This is a genomic window from Dawidia soli (assembly GCF_018598185.1).
Taxonomy (GTDB): domain Bacteria; phylum Bacteroidota; class Bacteroidia; order Cytophagales; family Cyclobacteriaceae; genus Ohtaekwangia; species Ohtaekwangia soli.
Map to the genome: position 1 here is coordinate 115,486 of NZ_JAHESC010000019.1, position 17,216 is coordinate 132,701.

A 17,216-nucleotide genomic window follows, 5' to 3' on the forward strand; every position below is an offset into this window, starting at 1 on the left:
ATGAGGAAACCCATTCTCTTGACAGCCATCACTCTTTTTGCAACCGCAGCAGTGGCCCAGGTAGCTCCGAAGGCCCCCGTTGATTCGGTTGTGGTGGACTCTCTGGAGGTAGCCGAAGCAGAAGAGGAAATGCTGTATAAAGAAGATACAGCAGACTACGAATACTTCGCCCTGCCGACCGAGATCGAGTACATCCCCGGCGACGACGACCCTCAACTGATCGCCGACCGCCTGGCCTGTATCGATACCAAAATGAACCTGGTATACAACGACCGCATCCACGCCTTTATCAACTACTTTACGGTAAAAGACCGTGAGTATACCAAAATGGTGATGCGCCGGCGTAACCTCTATTTTCCCATCTTTGAAAAATACCTGAAGCAATACGGCCTGCCCGAAGAGCTCAAGTACCTGTCCATTATCGAGTCGGGCCTCAATCCCCGCGCGGTATCCCGCGCACGGGCCGTGGGCCTCTGGCAATTCATGTCGGGTACGGGCAAATACTATGGCCTGCACAACGACTGGTTCATCGACGAGCGCATGGACCCCGAAAAGTCGACCGAAGCTGCCTGCCGTTACCTGCGCGACCTGTACAACATGTTCCACGACTGGGAAATGGCCCTGGCCGCCTACAACACCGGCCCTGGCAACGTAAAGCGCGCCATTCGCCGCTCGGGCTACAAACGTACCTTCTGGGAGATCTATCCCAACCTGCCGCGCGAAACCCGTTCATACGTGCCGCAGTTCGTGGCCATTACCTATACCATGAACTACCTCGACGAGCACAACTTCTTTGACGAAGGCGAAGAAATGCTCGTGACATCCGACACCATCCGCACCAAAAAATTCCTGCACTTCGACACCTTCGCCAGCCTGACCAACAGCTGCATCGATGACTTGCAACGGCTCAACCCCTCCATCCAGCACAACGCCATGCCGGAGACAGGTAAGCCCTACATCTTACACATCCCGCGCGAAGCCAAAATTGTGCTGGACAGCAACCGTCTGGCCATTCTCGACTCGGCCTCCAAGACGGGCCGCAAAGAACTGGAACTGCTGGCCCGCAACACCGCCGGCAGCACCTACGGCCGCGACCGCATTGTATACAAAGTACGCAGCGGCGACGTGCTCGGCTCGATCGCCATCCGCCACGGCGTGCGCGTAACCGACCTCAAGAAGTGGAACCGCCTGCGGGGCAACACCATTCACGTAGGCCAGCGCCTCAACATCTGGCTGCGCGGCAGCAAACCCAGCAGCAGCGCCACCACGATGATGGCCTCGGCAAAATCTACATCACCCGCGCCGATCCCCGACTCGAAAATATATGTCGTCCAGCCGGGCGATACCCTGTGGCACATCTCTCAAAAGTTTGAAGGACTGTCGGTTGAAAAGATCAAGTCCCTCAACAATCTCAACAACACAAAACTGCAGCCCGGTCAGAAGCTCATCATCGGGATGTAATTCATAAAGACATCAAAAAAAAAGAGCCTCGCTTGTGCGAGGCTCTTTTTTTTGTATTCGCATTCTGGCTCAAGTCTGAGCGAAGCGGTGATCCCGATAGTTATCGGGAGTGCCTAAACCGTCAGCCAGTTTGTAACTGGCGGATTTCATCACATCCGCGCATTCCGCCAAAGATCAATCACTTCATACCATGTATTCCGGTATTTCTTCTCGCGGATCAACACATAGTTCTCCGGATCGAACAACGTCGGCGACTTCGAAAAGCTGAAGGAGGTCTTAAACATAGCATTGCTATAATACCACACCTCGCGGTCGGAAAATTTAAACACCTCATCGGGCTGTCCAAAGACGATATAGATCATACCCCGGTCGGTCTTCCAGCCTTCTTTATAGGACGAGAAATAGTGATTGGCCAGTTCCACCTTGCGGAAATAGCTGCGCATAAAATTCTTGGCACGCTCGGCATCGCCGGTAATGCTCAGGATCACCTTGTCAAACGCCTTCTTATCGCCCTTAGCTTGTTTGATACGGTCGAACTCGGCCTGCGTGCAGACGTAGATGAGTGGGTCTGCAATGTTCTGGATCTTCGCATACCGCGGGTAGTCTTCCGCCACGCGAAAGGTATAGCCTTCGGCCGAACTGGTATCCTGTTGCACCAGATAAAGACCCCGTTGCGTAAAGGTAACGGTCTGACCGGTGGGCACCGAAAAGACCGAGTCTACCTGCAGCCGCGGCTTGACACGACCCAGCGTTTCTGCAAAGGCCGGCGCGGCCGCGGGAAAGTCGTCGCGGTAGAACGACACTGTCTGCGTGCCGGCGCCTGAAAACGTATAGGGGCGCGCCACATACGCGTAGGGCGGCAGCACGGGCGCGTCGCCGGCATACAGCGAGCCGTTTACCGGATACTTCGGGTCCAGCACGTGGAAGAACACCCAGGCGCGTTTCAGCACCGTGTGGACCACCTTCGCGACCAGCACCTGCGGCACACCAAGCGCGGGTGGCGCTACCACGCCGGAGACCGTATGGCCTTTGCGGATGGCACCGGCGCTGTCATAGGGCAATACCTGGCCTCCTTTTTCACCCAGTGAGGTGCGTGTCTCCCATTGAATGGAATAGTCCTCGGTGGTGGCCGACGTGTCGCGTATCTGCAACGTATAGTACACCTGCCACCCCGCCGGCTGGCGCACCGGCTTCAGGTCGAAGGTAAAAAGCTCGTTGGGGCTATAATGGTAGCTGAAGTTAATGTCCCGCAGGGCCTGACCGTACGCCGCGGAGCCTACCAGTAAAAAGAGCAATAAAAATCGTTTCATTGAGCCTAAAATAAGCATTTAAAGTACCCGGTAGGGACTGCGATCGACGTTTTCCAAACTTTTCAGCCAGGCGGTAAACCCTGGTGCCGATTCCTCCTTACCTTTGCGCCCCGGCCGGAAGGCCGTAAACGGCAGGACATGAAGATCTACACCACCGAAATCACCAGCGAGCAAATCGCATCCGATAACCCTATCCATCAACGTTTATTCAAGGCCTATGTTGTGGCCAAAGACTATATCCGCGGCCAGGTGCTCGAAGTCGGCTGCGGCGAAGGCCGCGGCATCGAAACCCTGTTGCCCCTGGCCGACAGCTTTACCGCCGTTGATAAGATCAAACCCGTCATCGACGGTCTGCAACAGCGCTTCCCGACCGGCAAGTTCATGGCCATGAACATTCCCCCGATCTCCGGCCTGGCCGACAACACCTACGACAGCATCATCAGCTTCCAGGTGATCGAGCACATCCAGGACGACGCCCTCTTCCTGAAAGAAATCCACCGCGTGCTGAAACCCGGCGGCATCGCCCTGCTGACGACCCCCAACCGCAGCATGTCACTGTCGCGCAACCCCTGGCACATCCGCGAATACCTGCCCCAGGAGCTGGCCAACCTGGCCAAAAAGTTCTTCTCCCAGGTAGACATGAAAGGCATCACGGGCAACGAAAAAGTGATGGAGTACCACGAAGAAAATCGCCGCTCGGTCAATCGCATCATGCGCTTCGACATCTTCAACCTGCAGTACCGCCTGCCTGCCTTCATGCTTCGGTTACCCTATGAAATATTGAATCGCCGGAACCGGAATAAGCTTCAGTCGGCTGACAATTCGCTGGTCGCGAATATTCACTACGATGACTATATCGTGGTGGACGACGCTGCCAACGCGTTGGATTTGTTTTTGATCGTGCGGAAATAAGAGGCGCCGGGATCCATACGCTGTCGGAGAGTGTCCAGCATCAAGAGTAAATTCGAATCGAAGGGATCCCACTCGCTCACCTGCGAGTATTCATACGGGAAGGATTTTAGGACGTGCAGGGTATTCAACTCGTATGCAACGATGTCAAAACTCCACAACGATTTTGAGTCCTTCTCAATCTCCATCATATCGGAGGGAGTAGCCAGCACACGTTGCTTCTCGTCTATATCATTGTCGTCCGCTCAATATAGCATATTGGCGATTCATGCCCTGCCAGGGGTGTATTTTTTGTTACCGATTTAGCACCCGATCAAGCGTCACCGTTTCTTTTCTTATAGCATACTTTTCGACTTCCGCCTGATTCAGTGCTCCCTCCACGTAATCGCCTTCCTTTAAAAATAATGAAATAGTAACGACCAGATCCTTCTCTTGAATCACTGGCAGCCGGGGAAAATCGTTCGTCTGCATCTCCGTTACCCACAGCGACACCAGCACACCCTGTTCTTTCATCTTTGCACTATACACATTCGTCAACGCCTGCAATAACGCATCCCGCTTTCCTTCTTTGGCATGGTAATAATCAATCACCACAAAGGCATAACGACCATCGCCCAACGCAGCATCCCCTACTCCGTCATCCCGCCACGGCCGCAATAAATGCACTTGATCGGAGTCGATCATCATACTGTTCGCCTCCCGGCCATACCCCTTCCACACAGGACCACCGTAGAAGTTCTGCAAATAAGACAGTCGCGATGCCATATCACCGAACCCCCGCATCCAGAAAAACCTGTCGGCTTCCCCCTGTACCGTAAATATACCCGGCAGCATGGCCCCCTGGGCCTGTTGTGTGCCGACAAAGTGGTCGCTGAAGTACTGTACAAAACGCTGCGTCATGTCGGGTTGCATCTGGTAGTTGCGCAGCTCCAACACCCGTATGGGTTCCCGAAACGTTATCTGCTGCGCCGGCCGGCTGAAATACATATACCAGTTCCACTCCCAGGTCCTGCCATTATCGGCTGAAAACGCCTGGCTCCACACGGGTTTGGCAAGGTCGGTCTTGTCCCATTGAAACATGACCACTATATCTTTGCCCTCGTACGTATCGCGACAATAAAAACGACCGATGTCGCCATCAAAAGAACCCACGACGGGTTTGTCGAGCGTACCCCGATGAGTATCCGACCAATAAATACTCCACAGCTTTGTAGCCGGATCAAAGATTCGCAAGGCCATTCCTTCAAAAGGCTTTCCATCAAATGCTGTGATAAAATCATCAATGTTACCCCGTCCGTGCAACACCTTCCGCAGAGTACCCGTAGCCTCGAACGTATCCCATTCATGGCTGTTGCTCAACCGTGCTTTGAGTTTCCGGTTTTGAATAACCCATCGTCCGATCAGAAAATCAAAGTCGTCGGCTGAGGACGTAGCGGTGGGTGTAACCGTCAGTGCGCCGTGTGGCACAAGCGTAACGTTTGTCATAGATAAGGAATGAAGGTTGGATGTTTGTGCTTGTACACCCATGGACAGGAATACCGCGATGTATGCAAATGACTGTACTGCCAGACGGGGAATATACATAGCCAAAGGTGCGTGTAGTAAATCCCAAAGATGGAGCAAGCGATTCGAACCACAGGTTTCGTTTCGATTGAATTACAAAGCGTTTACTTTCGTTTCAAAGTTTTTAAGCATCTTGTGCTATGCGAACATTCGACGAACTGAACTGGAAGATTCTGCAGGAGCTGCAAAAAAATGCGCGTATCTCAAACGCCGAGATTGGTCGCAGGGTCGGGCTCTCCGCACCGGCCGTGGCCGAACGCATTCTGCGGATGGAAGAAGACGGCGTTATACAAGGCTACCAGCCCGTTATTGATTATGACAAACTAAACCTGACGGTGAAAGTGTTTGTCCACTTCAAGGCCGGAGCCATGAAGCATACCGAGATGGTACGGAAGATCGATAAGATTCCACAGATCGTAGAGTGGCATGCCGTCACCGGCGAAAACTGCATGTTGTTGAAAGTGGTCGTGGCCACCACGAAAGAGCTCGAAGCACTGCTCATAGAGCTCGGACGCGTGGGCGACACGACCACCTCGCTGATCCTGTCGGGAAATACCTTTCCCCGAACGCTGCAAATGCCGTGAGGCTATTCGCTCCGCAGCGACTTCACCGGATTCGCCGTAGCCGATCGCAGCGCCTGTACCGCGATGGTGAGGCACGCCACCATCAGCGCTAAACCACCGGCCAGCGCAAAGATCCACCACGATAAGTCTATACGGAAGGCAAACTGCTGCAACCACTGCCACATAAAATATCCTGCCACCGGCGCGGCGACAACAAAGGCGATCAAAACCAGCATCAGGAAGTCTGTGGTCAACAGCCCGACGATGTGACTGACCCGCGCACCTAACACCTTGCGGATACCGATCTCCTTGGTACGCTGTTCGGCCGAATACATGACCAGCCCCAGCAGCCCCAGGCACGAGATCGCGATCGCCAGCAGGGCAAAGGTGCTGGACAAGCGCGTAATGATCTCCTCGCTCTGATAAAGCTTGGCATACTCCTGGTCTAAGAACTGGTACGCAAACGGGTAGTGCGGATTGATTTCGCGGTATAGGTTCTCCAGGCTGGCGATCGCCTCGCGCGTTTTGCCCGGCTCCGTCCGCACGATGATCACACCAAAGTATTCATACTCCTTCACATCGATGATCAACGGCTTGATCGGCTCGTGCAACGAATGGGTATGGTAATCTTTCAGGATGCCAATGATGTGCCCCTTCTTCTGCCAGGCCGACACCCATTTGCCCAGCGGGTCCTTCATATTCATCTGTCGCACCGCTTCCTCGTTCACCAGGAAGGCATCGGCCGAATCGGTAGCGTTACCGCGCGAGAAGTCGCGGCCGTCCGCCAGCTTCAGGTCCATAAGGCGAATAAAATCAAACCCCACAGATGTAGGTTTGAACCCCACCTCCTCGCCTTCCTGCTGTCCTTCCCAATGAATAGGCTCGGCGGTCACAAAACCCATGGCATGGGGCGCCTCGCTGCTGCGGTCCACCATGGCGATGCCCGGCATACTTAACGCCTGTGCCTTGAAGGCAACATACTTCTCGAACTTACTCAACTCGCCCTCGATGTGCATATAGAGTAAATTCTCTTTGTTATACCCCAGGTTGCGGGTCTGCACATAGTGCGTCTGTTGCGACACCACCAGCGTCGCGATCACGAGTATGATCGACAGGGCAAACTGAAAGACGGTCAGCCCTTTTCGAAAGCGTGTAGCGCCGGGCGAAAAACGAAGTATACCTTTTAAGATCCGCGCCGGCTTCAACGACGACAGGAACAATGCGGGGTAGCTACCCGCCGCCAATCCTGTCACCATCATCAACCCGATAACAAAGGCCCATGACGCCGGCGTATCAAAGGGAGATTCGATTTGTTTACCGGTATAGGTATTAAAGCCAGGCAACAGCACATGCACGATCAGCAGCGAGCATGCCAACGCCAGGAAAGACAACAGCACAGACTCACCAAAGAACTGCGCGATAAGATGCGACCGCGTACTACCCACCACTTTGCGCACGCCCACCTCCTTCGCCCGCTTCAGCGAACGTGCCGTGGCCAGGTTCATGAAGTTGATGCAGGCGATGAGCAGGATAAAGATCGCCACGCCGGTAAAGATGCGCACGTACTCGATGCGCCCGCCACGCGGCACACCGTTTACAAAATTCGATACAAGGTACTGATTACGAAACGGCTGCATGCCCAGGGTCACGGTAAACTCTGCCTTCTCGGGCTTCCGGCGCTCCAGGAAGTCACGGACCTTTGCTTCCACCTGGGCCGCATCGGTACCAGGCTGCAGTTGTACATAGGTGGCCCATTTGTTATCCGAGAACTCGATGACGCCTGTGCGCGTTACCTCCCAGTTGAGCAGGTAATCAAACTGCAACGAGCTTTGTTGCGGCACATCTTCAAACACAGCCGTGATCACAAAATCACGCACATCTTCATACCGTATACTCTTTCCAATGGCCGCCTCGGGACTGTCGAAGAACATCCGTGCCATCTTGCGCGATACGGCAATACTGCTCACGTCACGCAACGGCGTTTCACGGTCACCCGCTATAATGGAAAAACTAAACATCTTTAAAAAATCAGACATGGCCGACGCGCCTTGCAGCTTGTGAATGGTCTCTCCCACCTGAAAGGTCATGGGATGTCCCCACGGCCGCTCGTACGAAGTGACGTAAGGCGTAGCATATTGTATACCGGGTATCTCTGCCAGTATTTCTTCTGCCAGTGTCGCATCGCGGCGGGGTTTCTCACTATCGGAAAATGTAAAATACGGGATAGCATAGCCGCCTGTTGTTTCACCGTGAGCCGTCTGCGTGTAATACAGCGTATACAGGTTGTCGCCGTTGGCGTGGAAGTTGTCGACGCGGCGCTCGTCCTGCACCCACAGGAAAATAAACAGACAGCAGGTCATGCCCAGGGCCAGGCCGAGCACGTTAATACCTGAAAAGATCTGGTGACGCAGCATATTGCGCAGGGCCACCAGGATGTAATGTTTGTACAGGCTCATAGTAAAAAGAGAAGCAGACGGTGTAGATGGTTTTCGTTTGATGGCAAAGGGCCGCATAAAGCCCAGCACATGGCGTATATAGTCGCGGCGCGCACGCCGCAAACCAACACGCGATACCTGATACATAAATTCCTCCTGCAGGTCGCCTTCGATCTCTTCCAGCTTGTGCGGCGAACAATACCAACGCAGCAGGCGTGTAGCCCAGGCAGGAGGTGACGGAGTTTTAGAGGCTTGATTCATACGGACGGTAATGTTTTGAGAGAAGCCGGCAGCAGGCGCCACAACGTGGCGCGTACCGCCTGTATATCGTGCAGCGTCTGACGTCCGTACGCCGTCACCTGAAAGAGCCGCTTGCGCCGCCCGCCACGCTCGGGCGTGGGGTCGCCCATAACCGATGTGACCATGCCCTTTTCCTCCAGGCGTTGCAACGACGCATGTACCTGGTTCAGGCGCACGGCACGCTGCGTCTGTTGTAAAATCTCATGGGCGATCTGTACGCCATAGGCCTCGCCTTCAAGCATGCCTACGACCAGCAAAACGATCTCTTCAAACTCTCCGAGATAAACACGTTTCATCAGCAAAACAGGTATTAATTCCATTTTTGCTGACCAAATAGTTTGCCAGACGAAAAACAGCGTTTTTAGCACAAAAACCAACACTTTACACCCACGGGCATCCGTCGCTTGTCCGGATTCATAACACCTTTTCCCACAACCGGCCGTCCACTCCCGGTGTTCACGTACTGCCTGGAGGCCGGGGTTTCGTTACGGCAAGATTCAGGTAAAGCATAACAAAGACCCGCACATCCGTCCAGGGTTGCACGCTTTGCTCCCGTTTGCCACCCAGGCTTCAACACGCCGAAAACGGCCTCCGGCAGACCGTCTGGGCTTTTTTAATTCTCCTTTCTTTCATTACTTTCACAGGAAACGCCCTCCTCTATAGACACTTTTCGCAATCATATCACAGAAGTCGAGCTGGTCCGGCGCCTGCATGCAAAAGACCGCACCGCACTGGAATATTTATACGATCACTACTCGGCAGCACTCTATGGCGCCATTTTCCGTATTATAAAAAAAGAAGCTGTGGCCGAAGAGGTCTTGCAGGACGTATTTCTGAAAATCTGGGATAAGTTCGATCACTACGACGCTTCCAAAGGCAAACTTTTCACCTGGCTCCTCAACGTTGCACGCAATCAGGCCATTGACAAGACCCGCTCGCGCGAAATAAGCAAAGACCGAAAAACCGATGACATCCAAAATGTCGTAAGTAAGATCGACAACGAAGAGTACATCGAACAACGCGTCGACAGCATCGGTGTCAAAGACATTCTGAAAGATCTCCCCCGGGAGCAACACTTCATCGTGGAGCATCTGTATCTGAAAGGATATACACAATCGGAATTGGCAGACGAATTTGATATACCGCTGGGAACGGTCAAGACGCGCCTGCGCCTGGCCATGCAACAGCTACGAATAACGCTCGGCGTGACAACGACGTGAACAAACACGAATACATATCGTCCGGCATCCTGGAAGCATACGCTTTGGGAGAGCTCTCTGAGCCGGAGCGCCGTGAGGTGGAACACCACCTGGCCGGCCATCCTGAGCTTAGAACAGAGCTTGACCAGATCGAGGCCGTACAGGAAAAACTGCTGCAACGCACCGCGATCACACCACGCAACGCTGTCAAGGCTGCGCTTTTTGCCCGGATCGACGGCCAGCCGCCGGCCGCCAAGGGTGTGTCGATGCCGTCGTCCGAGGCCCGGATGTGGAAGTTCGCCGCCGCCGCGTCTGTAACGGTCGCCCTGGTGTCGTCCTATCTGGCGTACAATTATTACGACAAGTGGAAGCGCACGCAAGGCGAGCTGACCGAGCGGATCGCGCAAAGCCAACGCGTGGCCAGCGACTACAACCAGGTCAACCAGCGGCTCGACAAGATCGAGCGCGACATCCACATCATTCAAAACCCGGCCTTTAAACGTGTAGCCCTGAAAGGTACATCCCATGCCCCCGCGTCCCTGGCGTATGTGTATTGGAATGAAGACACCCGCGAGGTGTACCTCAGCGTGCACGAGCTGCAGCACCTGACCCGGGAAAACCAGTATCAGCTCTGGGCCATCATCGACGGCAAGCCGGTAGATGCGGGGGTATTTGATGGCGGAGATGCCGGCGAGCTGCTCAAAATGAAGGAGATCGGCCGCGGCGCGACACTTTTTGCCGTGACCGTCGAGCCGCGCGGCGGCAAGCCCGCCCCCACCCTGGAAACCATGCAAGTGGCCGGTCCGGTCGAAAAAGGCTGAAATCAGCGCCTGCAGGGCCTTTTGTTGCCCGCACGATGAAGCCTTGGCGTAGTCGTGTTCAAAAAAATCACAGAAAATTGTACAAGAGTCAAATCCGGGAAACCGGCGGGTCTCGTATGTAGCACATCCATACGAGCCCGATGAGATCGCTCGCAAAAAGGAAGACCCTCTGGATGTCAGAGACCCTCTCGAAGCATTCAGAGACCCTCTCTGGATACAGCGGAAAGACCCTCTCTTTCTTCTGTATTGCACTTTTTATTACAGGAGCCAGGTGACCGGATGGAAGGCTTAAACGATGGCCTCGTGAATGGCAGGATTTAATAACTTTGTTCTTAGGAACAACTTTTTGATCTACCCCATGAGAGCATTCCAACTGGCCGCCGCGCTTCTGTTTATCAGCCTCACGTCCCTCGCCCAGAAAACCGATTCCCTCCAGCAAGTGCAGTGGGAAGCCTCGCTGAAAAAGCTGAAGGCCGGCGACAACAACGACGCTGCCCTGCAGTTCACGCAGCTGATCAATAGCAACTTCGCCAATAAGGAAGTATACCTGAAGCGTGGCGTGGCGTACTACAACCTCAAAGAATACGAAAAAGCCAAAGCCGACTTCGACGAAGCCGTCAAGGCCCGCATCAATACCGTAGAGCTGTTCGAGCTTCGCGGCAACGCACGCTACAACCTCAACGACTACCAGGGTGCCGTAACCGACCTCGAAAAGGCCGTGACCATGGGCGCCAGCAGCTTCGACACGTTTGCCAACCTGGGCAACGGCAAGTTTCGCATGGAGAGCTACCAGGATGCCGTCACCAGCTACAACAAAGCCATCGCCACCGGCAAAGCCGACGCCATTCTCTACAACAACCGCGGCAAGGCCAAGTTTATCCTGAAAGATTACAAAGGCGCGCTCCCCGACTTCGACAAAGCCCTCGAGCTGCGGGCCGGTTATGACAAAGCCCTCGAGAACCGCGCCGAGACACGCTACCTCCTGCAAGACTGGAAAGGCGCCATCGCCGACTTTGAAAAGATGCTAGCCGGCGGTCGCACCGACACCGAGATCTACCAAAAGGTAGGCACCGCCAAGTATACCCTGCAAGACTACAAAGGCACCGTCGAGGCGCTGAGCAAAGTCGCCGCCAAGGGCGTAAAAGATAAAGAGGTATCCCGCATGCTCGGCCTCAGCGCCGCGGCTACGGGCGACTGCGCGCAAGCCACGCAAAGCCTGTCGGCCGCAGTGGCCATGGGTGTAACCGATAAAGATGTGTTCACACAACTGGGTACATGCCAGTATAAGAACAAAGAATACGCCGGCGCGATCGAGTCGCTTAGCCGTGCCGTGAATGCGGGCGCCACCACCAAAGAGGTGATGCTGTACAAAGGCCAGTCGGAGTTCGCGCAAAAAGACTACGACAAAGCCCTCGCCGACCTGGAGAAAGCCGTATCCCTCGGCGCGCAAGATGCCGACGCCTTTAAGAACCTCGGCGACATTAAGTTCCTCAAAAGCGACTTCGGCGGCGCCATTCGGTATTACGACAATGCCGTGAAGCTCGGCACCAACGACGCCATCCTCTATAACAACCGCGGCAAAGCCAAGCTCAACATCAACGACAACGCCGGCGCCGTACCCGACTTCGACAAAGCCATTCAGCTCAACCCGGCCTATACCAAAGCATACCTCAACCGCGGCACCGCCAGGTATGCATTGAAAGACTATGCAGGCGCTGTAGCGGATCTGGAAAAGGCAAAAGGCGACGGAGAAACACCCGACATACTGAAGATGCTCGGCACGGCGAACTACCTGATCGCGAAGAAAGACGCCGCCAAACCCTATCTCGAAAAAGCGATCCAGGCCGGTGTGAAAGATGGCAAGGTATTGCTCTATACCGGCTACCTGCGCTTTGATGCCAACGACTACAAAGGCACGATCGAAGCCCTCACCGCAGCAGAGACCGCCGGCGAAAAAGAAGACGATATATACCTGAAACGCGGCAAAGCTTCGTTCCAGCAAAAAGATTATACCGCCACGGTGATAGACCTCGAGAAGACGGTCGCCAAAGGCAAAGCCGACCTGGCGGCCTACGAAGCGCTTGCTCTGTCATACATGGCGCAGCAAAAAGACAAAGAAGCGTTGCCCCACCTCGAGAAAGCAGCCAGCCTCGACACCAAAAACAAGGACATCTACTACCAGCTCGGTAACGCCCGTTTCAAACAAAGCAACTACGCCGGCGCCATCGCCGCGTACGACAAAGCCATCGCCAACGGCGCCAACGACGAGATCGTTTATAATAACCGCGGTAAGGCCAAGCTCCTGGCCGGCAACGTACGCGAATCCATTCCCGACTTCGACCGCGCCCTGGGCCTGAAGAAAGATTATACCACAGCCCTGAAGAACCGCGCCGCCGCACGCTACCAACTGAAAGAATACGCCAGCGTCATCACCGACCTGGCCGTGGTCGTAGCGCGCAACGAAGCCGGCGCCGATGAGCTTACCACGCTGGGCCTGTCGAAATACGCCATCAAAGACTACGAAGGCGCCGTGCCCGAGCTAACCAAAGCCGAGCAAGCCGGCAGCAAGGATGCGGCGATCTATGTCGCCCGCGGCAATGCCTTGTTTGAATTGAAAGACTACGAAAAGGCGATCCCCGATCTGGACAAGGCCATCGCCGGCGGCAACAACGACACGAACCTCTTCTTGCGCCGGGGTGCCGCGAAATACTACCAGCGCGACTTCAAAGGCGCACTGCCCGACCTCGAGAAAGCGATCACCACCGGCAGCGGCACAGCCCTGGCGTACGACATGCGCGGCTACTGTAAGTACGACGCCCAAAACACCGACGGGGCCCTGAGCGACTACAACATGGCCATCGAAAGAGACCCCAAGCTGGCCACCGCCTACTACCACCGTGGCGACGTCCGGTTCAAGGCAAACAACCTGGCCGCCGCCATTCAGGATTATACCCAAGCCATCAGCCTGGGCCTGAAAGACCCCGTGCTGTTTAACAACCGCGGCAAAGCCTACTTCAACCAGGAAAACTACCAGCAGTCCATCATCGACTTCACCGAAGCCATCGAGCGCCGCGGCGACTACCTCAAGGCCTACGAAAACCGCGCGCAGGCGTACTACAAGCTCAACCGCTTCGACGCCGGTGTAAAAGACTACCGCGAGATCGAAAAGCTCACCGAAAAACCAGGCCCCGAGCTATTTAAATTGCTGGCCGACGGCTACTACGCCTCCAACCGCTACGCCCCTGCCCGCGACTACTACGACAAGCTCATCAACGCCGGTGTAAAAGATAAAGACGCCTACCTGCGCCGTGGCCTGATGGAGCTCGAAGCCACGGAATACGAAGCCGCCGTCAGCGATTTCGACAATGCCCAAAAGGCCGGCGAAAACTCGGTAACACTATACATCAACAAGGCCCGCGCCCACCTGGCCCTGGAAGACAACAAGTCCGCAGTGCTGGCCTTGAATAAAGCCATCGACCTCGATCCTAAAAACGTCGACGCTCTCTTCAACCGCGGCTACATCAAAGAAACCATCGACGACTTTGAAGGCGCTATACTGGATTACAACAAAGTGATCCAGCTCAAACCCGATGACGCCATCGCCCATTACAACCGCGGCAACTGCAAAGGCGAGCTCGAAGACTACGGCGCCGGCATCGGCGACCTGGACGAAGCCATCAAGCTCGACCCCAAAAACGCCGCCTACTATAAACAACGCGGCAACTTCCACTACCAGTTGAGCGACAAAGAAAAAGCCTGCTTCGACTGGCGCAAGGCTGTCGAGTTGGGCGATGCGAAGGCCCGCTTCCAAATAGATCAGTATTGCAAGTAGTACATAAATAAAAAGAGCAGCTTCTGGAGCTGCTCTTTTTTATTTTATATGCTAATATATCATCGCACCTCGTACGCCGGCACCTTCGGCACGGTAAATCCTTTTGTCTTCAACTGTGCCTGTATTTCCGTGATACCGCGTTCCAGCTGCGTATCCACTCCCTTCGCGCCCTGCGTCAGATCTTCCGGCACGGCAATATCCGGATCAACCCCATGCCCTTCTTTAAACCAGGTTCCATCGATATTATACATCCGGAACGTCGGTACCGTCACGCCGCCGCCGTCGATCAATCCAGGCACGCCGCTGATACCGATCAGACCACCCCATGTACGGGCGCCAATCAGCGGACCGAGTCCCGCCTTGCGGAAGTAATCCGGGAACGCATCGCCCCCGCTACCGCTCCAACCATTGATCAGCATTACCTTGGGGCCAAAGTTACCCGCGGGCGGCCACGGCCAGCTGGCACCATCACGGATCGCCCAGAACACCAGCGGCGGACGGTTCAGGAGCTCGATAAACCGGTCGGGAATCTGGCCGCCGTTGTTAAAGCGCTCGTCAATGATGAGCGACTTCTTATCCATCTGGGCATTGAACTGACGGATCAATTCGTTCTGTCCATCAACACCCGTGCTGCGCACATAGACATAGCCGGCAGCACCGCCGGTAGCATCTTCCACGCGCTTACGATTCTGCTCGATCCACGCCAGGTGACGCAAGCGCGACTCGTCAAACAATGTCTCTACCACAGCAGTCTTCGCACCGGTAAGCGATGCAGTAGTATTATACGTGATCTCCACTGCTTTACCCGCCAGGCCCTGGAAGGCCGCATACGGATCCAATGCCGTGGTAAGTTTCACGCCATTTACGGCCAGGATATAATTTCCTTCCTTGATCTCCACACCGGGCATGTCCAGCGGCGAACGTACTTCTGCATCCCACGCGGCACCACGGATGATCTTCCTCACCTTGTAAGAAGCGCCGTCCGCCTGCCAGTCGATGCCCAGGTAGCCCACCGAGAGGTGCTTGGAATTCTCTTCCGCGCCACCACCTTTATAGGTGTGCGACGCGTTCAGCTCACCGATCATCTCACCCAGGATATAGTTCACCTCCTCGCGTGTCAGCGCGCCGGTCAGCATCTTGAGGTATTGATCTTTTACGGCCGCCCAGTTTACACCGTGCATGGTGGGGTCGTAGAAATAGTCGCGCTCGAGGCGCCACGCATCTACTAAGATCTGTTTCCACTCTTCGCGCGGATCGACAAACATCTGCATCTCCGACAAACGCAATGCCTTATCGGCCGACTGGTTCTCCTCTGCCTTGATGATATACAAGTTGCCGTCTTTTGCAATCAGGATCTTGTTTTCATTGGCCGCAATCTGATACCAGTCCACCTGGTCGCTGAAAGTTTTCTGCTCGCGTTTCTCGAGATCGAAATATTTCAGTGGCTTGCTTTGACCTTCGGCGCCGGTATTCGGCATCTGGTGGTATACCACTTTGCCTTTCATCGCGCCCAGGCTGCCATAGTTGCCCGGGTTCATCGGCAGCAGCACCATGCGCGACTCGAGTCCGTCCAGGTCGATCTCTACTTTGGCGACCTTGTCGTCCTTCGACTCTTCCTTCTTATCTTCTTTCCCCTTTTTCTTTTTGTCTTCTTTGCCTTTCGACTCAGCAGCATCATCTGCCTTCACATCGACGACATCGTTCTTCGGCGCCAGCGGCGACGGCGTGCTTTTCTTCAACGAGATCGCCGCGATCTTGGTGCTGTTGGGGTATACAAAGGTGTTGTCGATGTCACTGTACACCGGCTGGAAGAACTGGTTCGTCAGCAGGTACAGGTATTTACCTTCAGGATCGAACACCGGCTTGGTGGCAGTGTAATACCCCCCTGTAACGGCCGTGAGCTTACGATTGGTATAATCAAAGAGGAACACACCCCGGTGACCATTGACCAGGTCGTGGTCGAACGCCAGCCAGCGGCTGTCAGAAGACCAGTTGGCTGTAAAGTCTTCCAGATCGTAGTGCATCATGCGCAGGCCGTGATCGGCTTCGACGGTCTGGTTGGTCGTTACGTCATAGATCTTGATCCGCATGGCCTTGTCGATAAACGCAACCTTCTTGCTATCGGGCGACCAGTACAATTTATAGCGGAAACCGGCACCGTAGGCGGTCAGCTTGCGCTCGGTAGCATCGCTCTTCGTTTCACGCAGCGTGAGCTCATATTCGCCGGAGCGGTCGCTCCAGTAGGCTATATACTTGCCGTCGGGCGACCAGGAAGGGTAACGCTCGGCCACGCCGGCGCTTTGGGTCAGGTTCTTGACGAAGCCATCTTCGGCTGGTACGCTAAAAATTTCACCCCGAGCTTCCACCAGCACGCGTTTGGCGTCCGGTGAAATGAAGGCGTGCTGCGGATCACCGACAGTTTGAATCGTAGGCTTCAGCGCCAACCCGTCCGTTACAACGGATACTTTCACCTCCTGGGCCTTGCGCGACGTCAGGTTGAACAGAAACAGTTTGCCACCTTGCTCGAACACAATATCTTCGGGGCCGAGCGACGGGAAATGGATGTCGTAGTCCGTGTAGTGGGTCAGTTGGCTGAACACCTTGGTGGTGGTGTTGTACTCCCACAGGTTCATGCGGTTCTCGGGGCCACGGTCTGTCAGAAAATAGAGGCTGGCGCCGTGCCACATGGGCAGCTCGTCGGCGGCGTCGGTGGTGGCCGAAATATTTTCAGAGGCGAGCGTTTCGAGGTTGAAGAGGTGGATCTCGGCGTTCCAGCCACCGCGGTAGCGTTTCCAGTTGCGGCCGATCTGCGAGCGGAAGGTG

Annotated in this window: 11 protein-coding genes; 6 read left to right on the plus strand and 5 right to left on the minus strand. The window is 55.0% G+C overall.

Annotation, left to right across the window (positions count from 1 at the left end):
- Nucleotides 1–1,461 carry a lytic transglycosylase domain-containing protein gene (locus KK078_RS14450; RefSeq protein ID WP_254090992.1) on the plus strand — a complete coding sequence of 487 codons (1,461 nt, stop codon included), beginning with the start codon at nt 1–3 and terminating at the stop codon, nt 1,459–1,461.
- Nucleotides 1,462–1,610: 149 nt separating this feature from the next.
- Here KK078_RS14450 and KK078_RS14455 read toward each other — a convergent pair whose 3' ends face one another.
- Nucleotides 1,611–2,771, minus strand: coding sequence for a GWxTD domain-containing protein (locus KK078_RS14455; protein WP_254090993.1), 1,161 nt, complete (start codon nt 2,769–2,771; stop codon nt 1,611–1,613).
- A 138-nt stretch (nt 2,772–2,909) separates the two neighbouring features.
- Here KK078_RS14455 and KK078_RS14460 point away from each other — a divergent pair, with 138 nt between their 5' ends.
- The gene (locus tag KK078_RS14460; protein WP_254090994.1) at nt 2,910–3,683 is read left to right on the plus strand and encodes a class I SAM-dependent methyltransferase; all 774 of its coding nucleotides are present in this window, start codon (nt 2,910–2,912) and stop codon (nt 3,681–3,683) included.
- Between the two features lie 291 nt (nt 3,684–3,974).
- On the opposite strand, the gene KK078_RS14465 is transcribed toward KK078_RS14460, so the two are convergent.
- Nucleotides 3,975–5,165, minus strand: a complete 1,191-nt coding sequence (locus KK078_RS14465) for an NIPSNAP family protein (RefSeq protein ID WP_254090995.1) — start codon at nt 5,163–5,165, stop codon at nt 3,975–3,977.
- Between the two features lie 218 nt (nt 5,166–5,383).
- Here KK078_RS14465 and KK078_RS14470 point away from each other — a divergent pair, with 218 nt between their 5' ends.
- Nucleotides 5,384–5,827, plus strand: a complete 444-nt coding sequence (locus tag KK078_RS14470) for an Lrp/AsnC family transcriptional regulator (RefSeq protein ID WP_254090996.1) — start codon at nt 5,384–5,386, stop codon at nt 5,825–5,827.
- Nucleotides 5,828–5,829: 2 nt separating this feature from the next.
- On the opposite strand, the gene KK078_RS14475 is transcribed toward KK078_RS14470, so the two are convergent.
- Nucleotides 5,830–8,502, minus strand: a complete 2,673-nt coding sequence (locus KK078_RS14475; protein ID WP_254090997.1) for an ABC transporter permease — start codon at nt 8,500–8,502, stop codon at nt 5,830–5,832.
- A complete protein-coding gene (locus KK078_RS14480; RefSeq protein ID WP_254090998.1) occupies nt 8,499–8,837 on the minus strand; it encodes a PadR family transcriptional regulator in 339 nt (112 codons plus the stop codon). The genes KK078_RS14475 and KK078_RS14480 overlap by 4 nt, the downstream gene beginning before the upstream one ends.
- Nucleotides 8,838–9,272: 435 nt before the next feature.
- On the opposite strand from KK078_RS14480, the gene KK078_RS14485 reads away from it, so the two are divergent.
- The 3 genes from KK078_RS14485 (at nt 9,273) to KK078_RS14495 (ending at nt 14,393) form a co-directional block, all read left to right on the plus strand.
- The gene (locus KK078_RS14485) at nt 9,273–9,761 is read left to right on the plus strand and encodes an RNA polymerase sigma factor (protein WP_254091004.1); all 489 of its coding nucleotides are present in this window, start codon (nt 9,273–9,275) and stop codon (nt 9,759–9,761) included.
- Entirely contained in the window at nt 9,758–10,561 is an 804-nt protein-coding gene (locus tag KK078_RS14490; protein WP_254090999.1) for an anti-sigma factor, read from the plus strand. The genes KK078_RS14485 and KK078_RS14490 overlap by 4 nt, the downstream gene beginning before the upstream one ends.
- A 358-nt stretch (nt 10,562–10,919) precedes the next feature.
- The gene (locus KK078_RS14495; RefSeq protein ID WP_254091000.1) at nt 10,920–14,393 is read left to right on the plus strand and encodes a tetratricopeptide repeat protein; all 3,474 of its coding nucleotides are present in this window, start codon (nt 10,920–10,922) and stop codon (nt 14,391–14,393) included.
- A 59-nt stretch (nt 14,394–14,452) separates the two neighbouring features.
- Here KK078_RS14495 and KK078_RS14500 read toward each other — a convergent pair.
- Nucleotides 14,453–17,216: S41 family peptidase (locus KK078_RS14500; protein WP_254091001.1), on the minus strand; the 2,764-nt coding region annotated here is incomplete at its 5' end.

Bases quoted from the DNA above. Each gene is read 5' to 3' on its own strand.
- KK078_RS14450 (WP_254090992.1), top strand. From the start codon at position 1: ATGAGGAAACCCATTCTCTTGACAGCCATCACTCTTTTTGCAACCGCA.
- KK078_RS14455 (WP_254090993.1), bottom strand. From the start codon at position 2,771: ATGAAACGATTTTTATTGCTCTTTTTACTGGTAGGCTCCGCGGCGTAC.
- KK078_RS14460 (WP_254090994.1), top strand. From the start codon at position 2,910: ATGAAGATCTACACCACCGAAATCACCAGCGAGCAAATCGCATCCGAT.
- KK078_RS14465 (WP_254090995.1), bottom strand. From the start codon at position 5,165: ATGACAAACGTTACGCTTGTGCCACACGGCGCACTGACGGTTACACCC.
- KK078_RS14470 (WP_254090996.1), top strand. From the start codon at position 5,384: ATGCGAACATTCGACGAACTGAACTGGAAGATTCTGCAGGAGCTGCAA.
- KK078_RS14475 (WP_254090997.1), bottom strand. From the start codon at position 8,502: ATGAATCAAGCCTCTAAAACTCCGTCACCTCCTGCCTGGGCTACACGC.
- KK078_RS14480 (WP_254090998.1), bottom strand. From the start codon at position 8,837: ATGAAACGTGTTTATCTCGGAGAGTTTGAAGAGATCGTTTTGCTGGTC.
- KK078_RS14495 (WP_254091000.1), top strand. From the start codon at position 10,920: ATGAGAGCATTCCAACTGGCCGCCGCGCTTCTGTTTATCAGCCTCACG.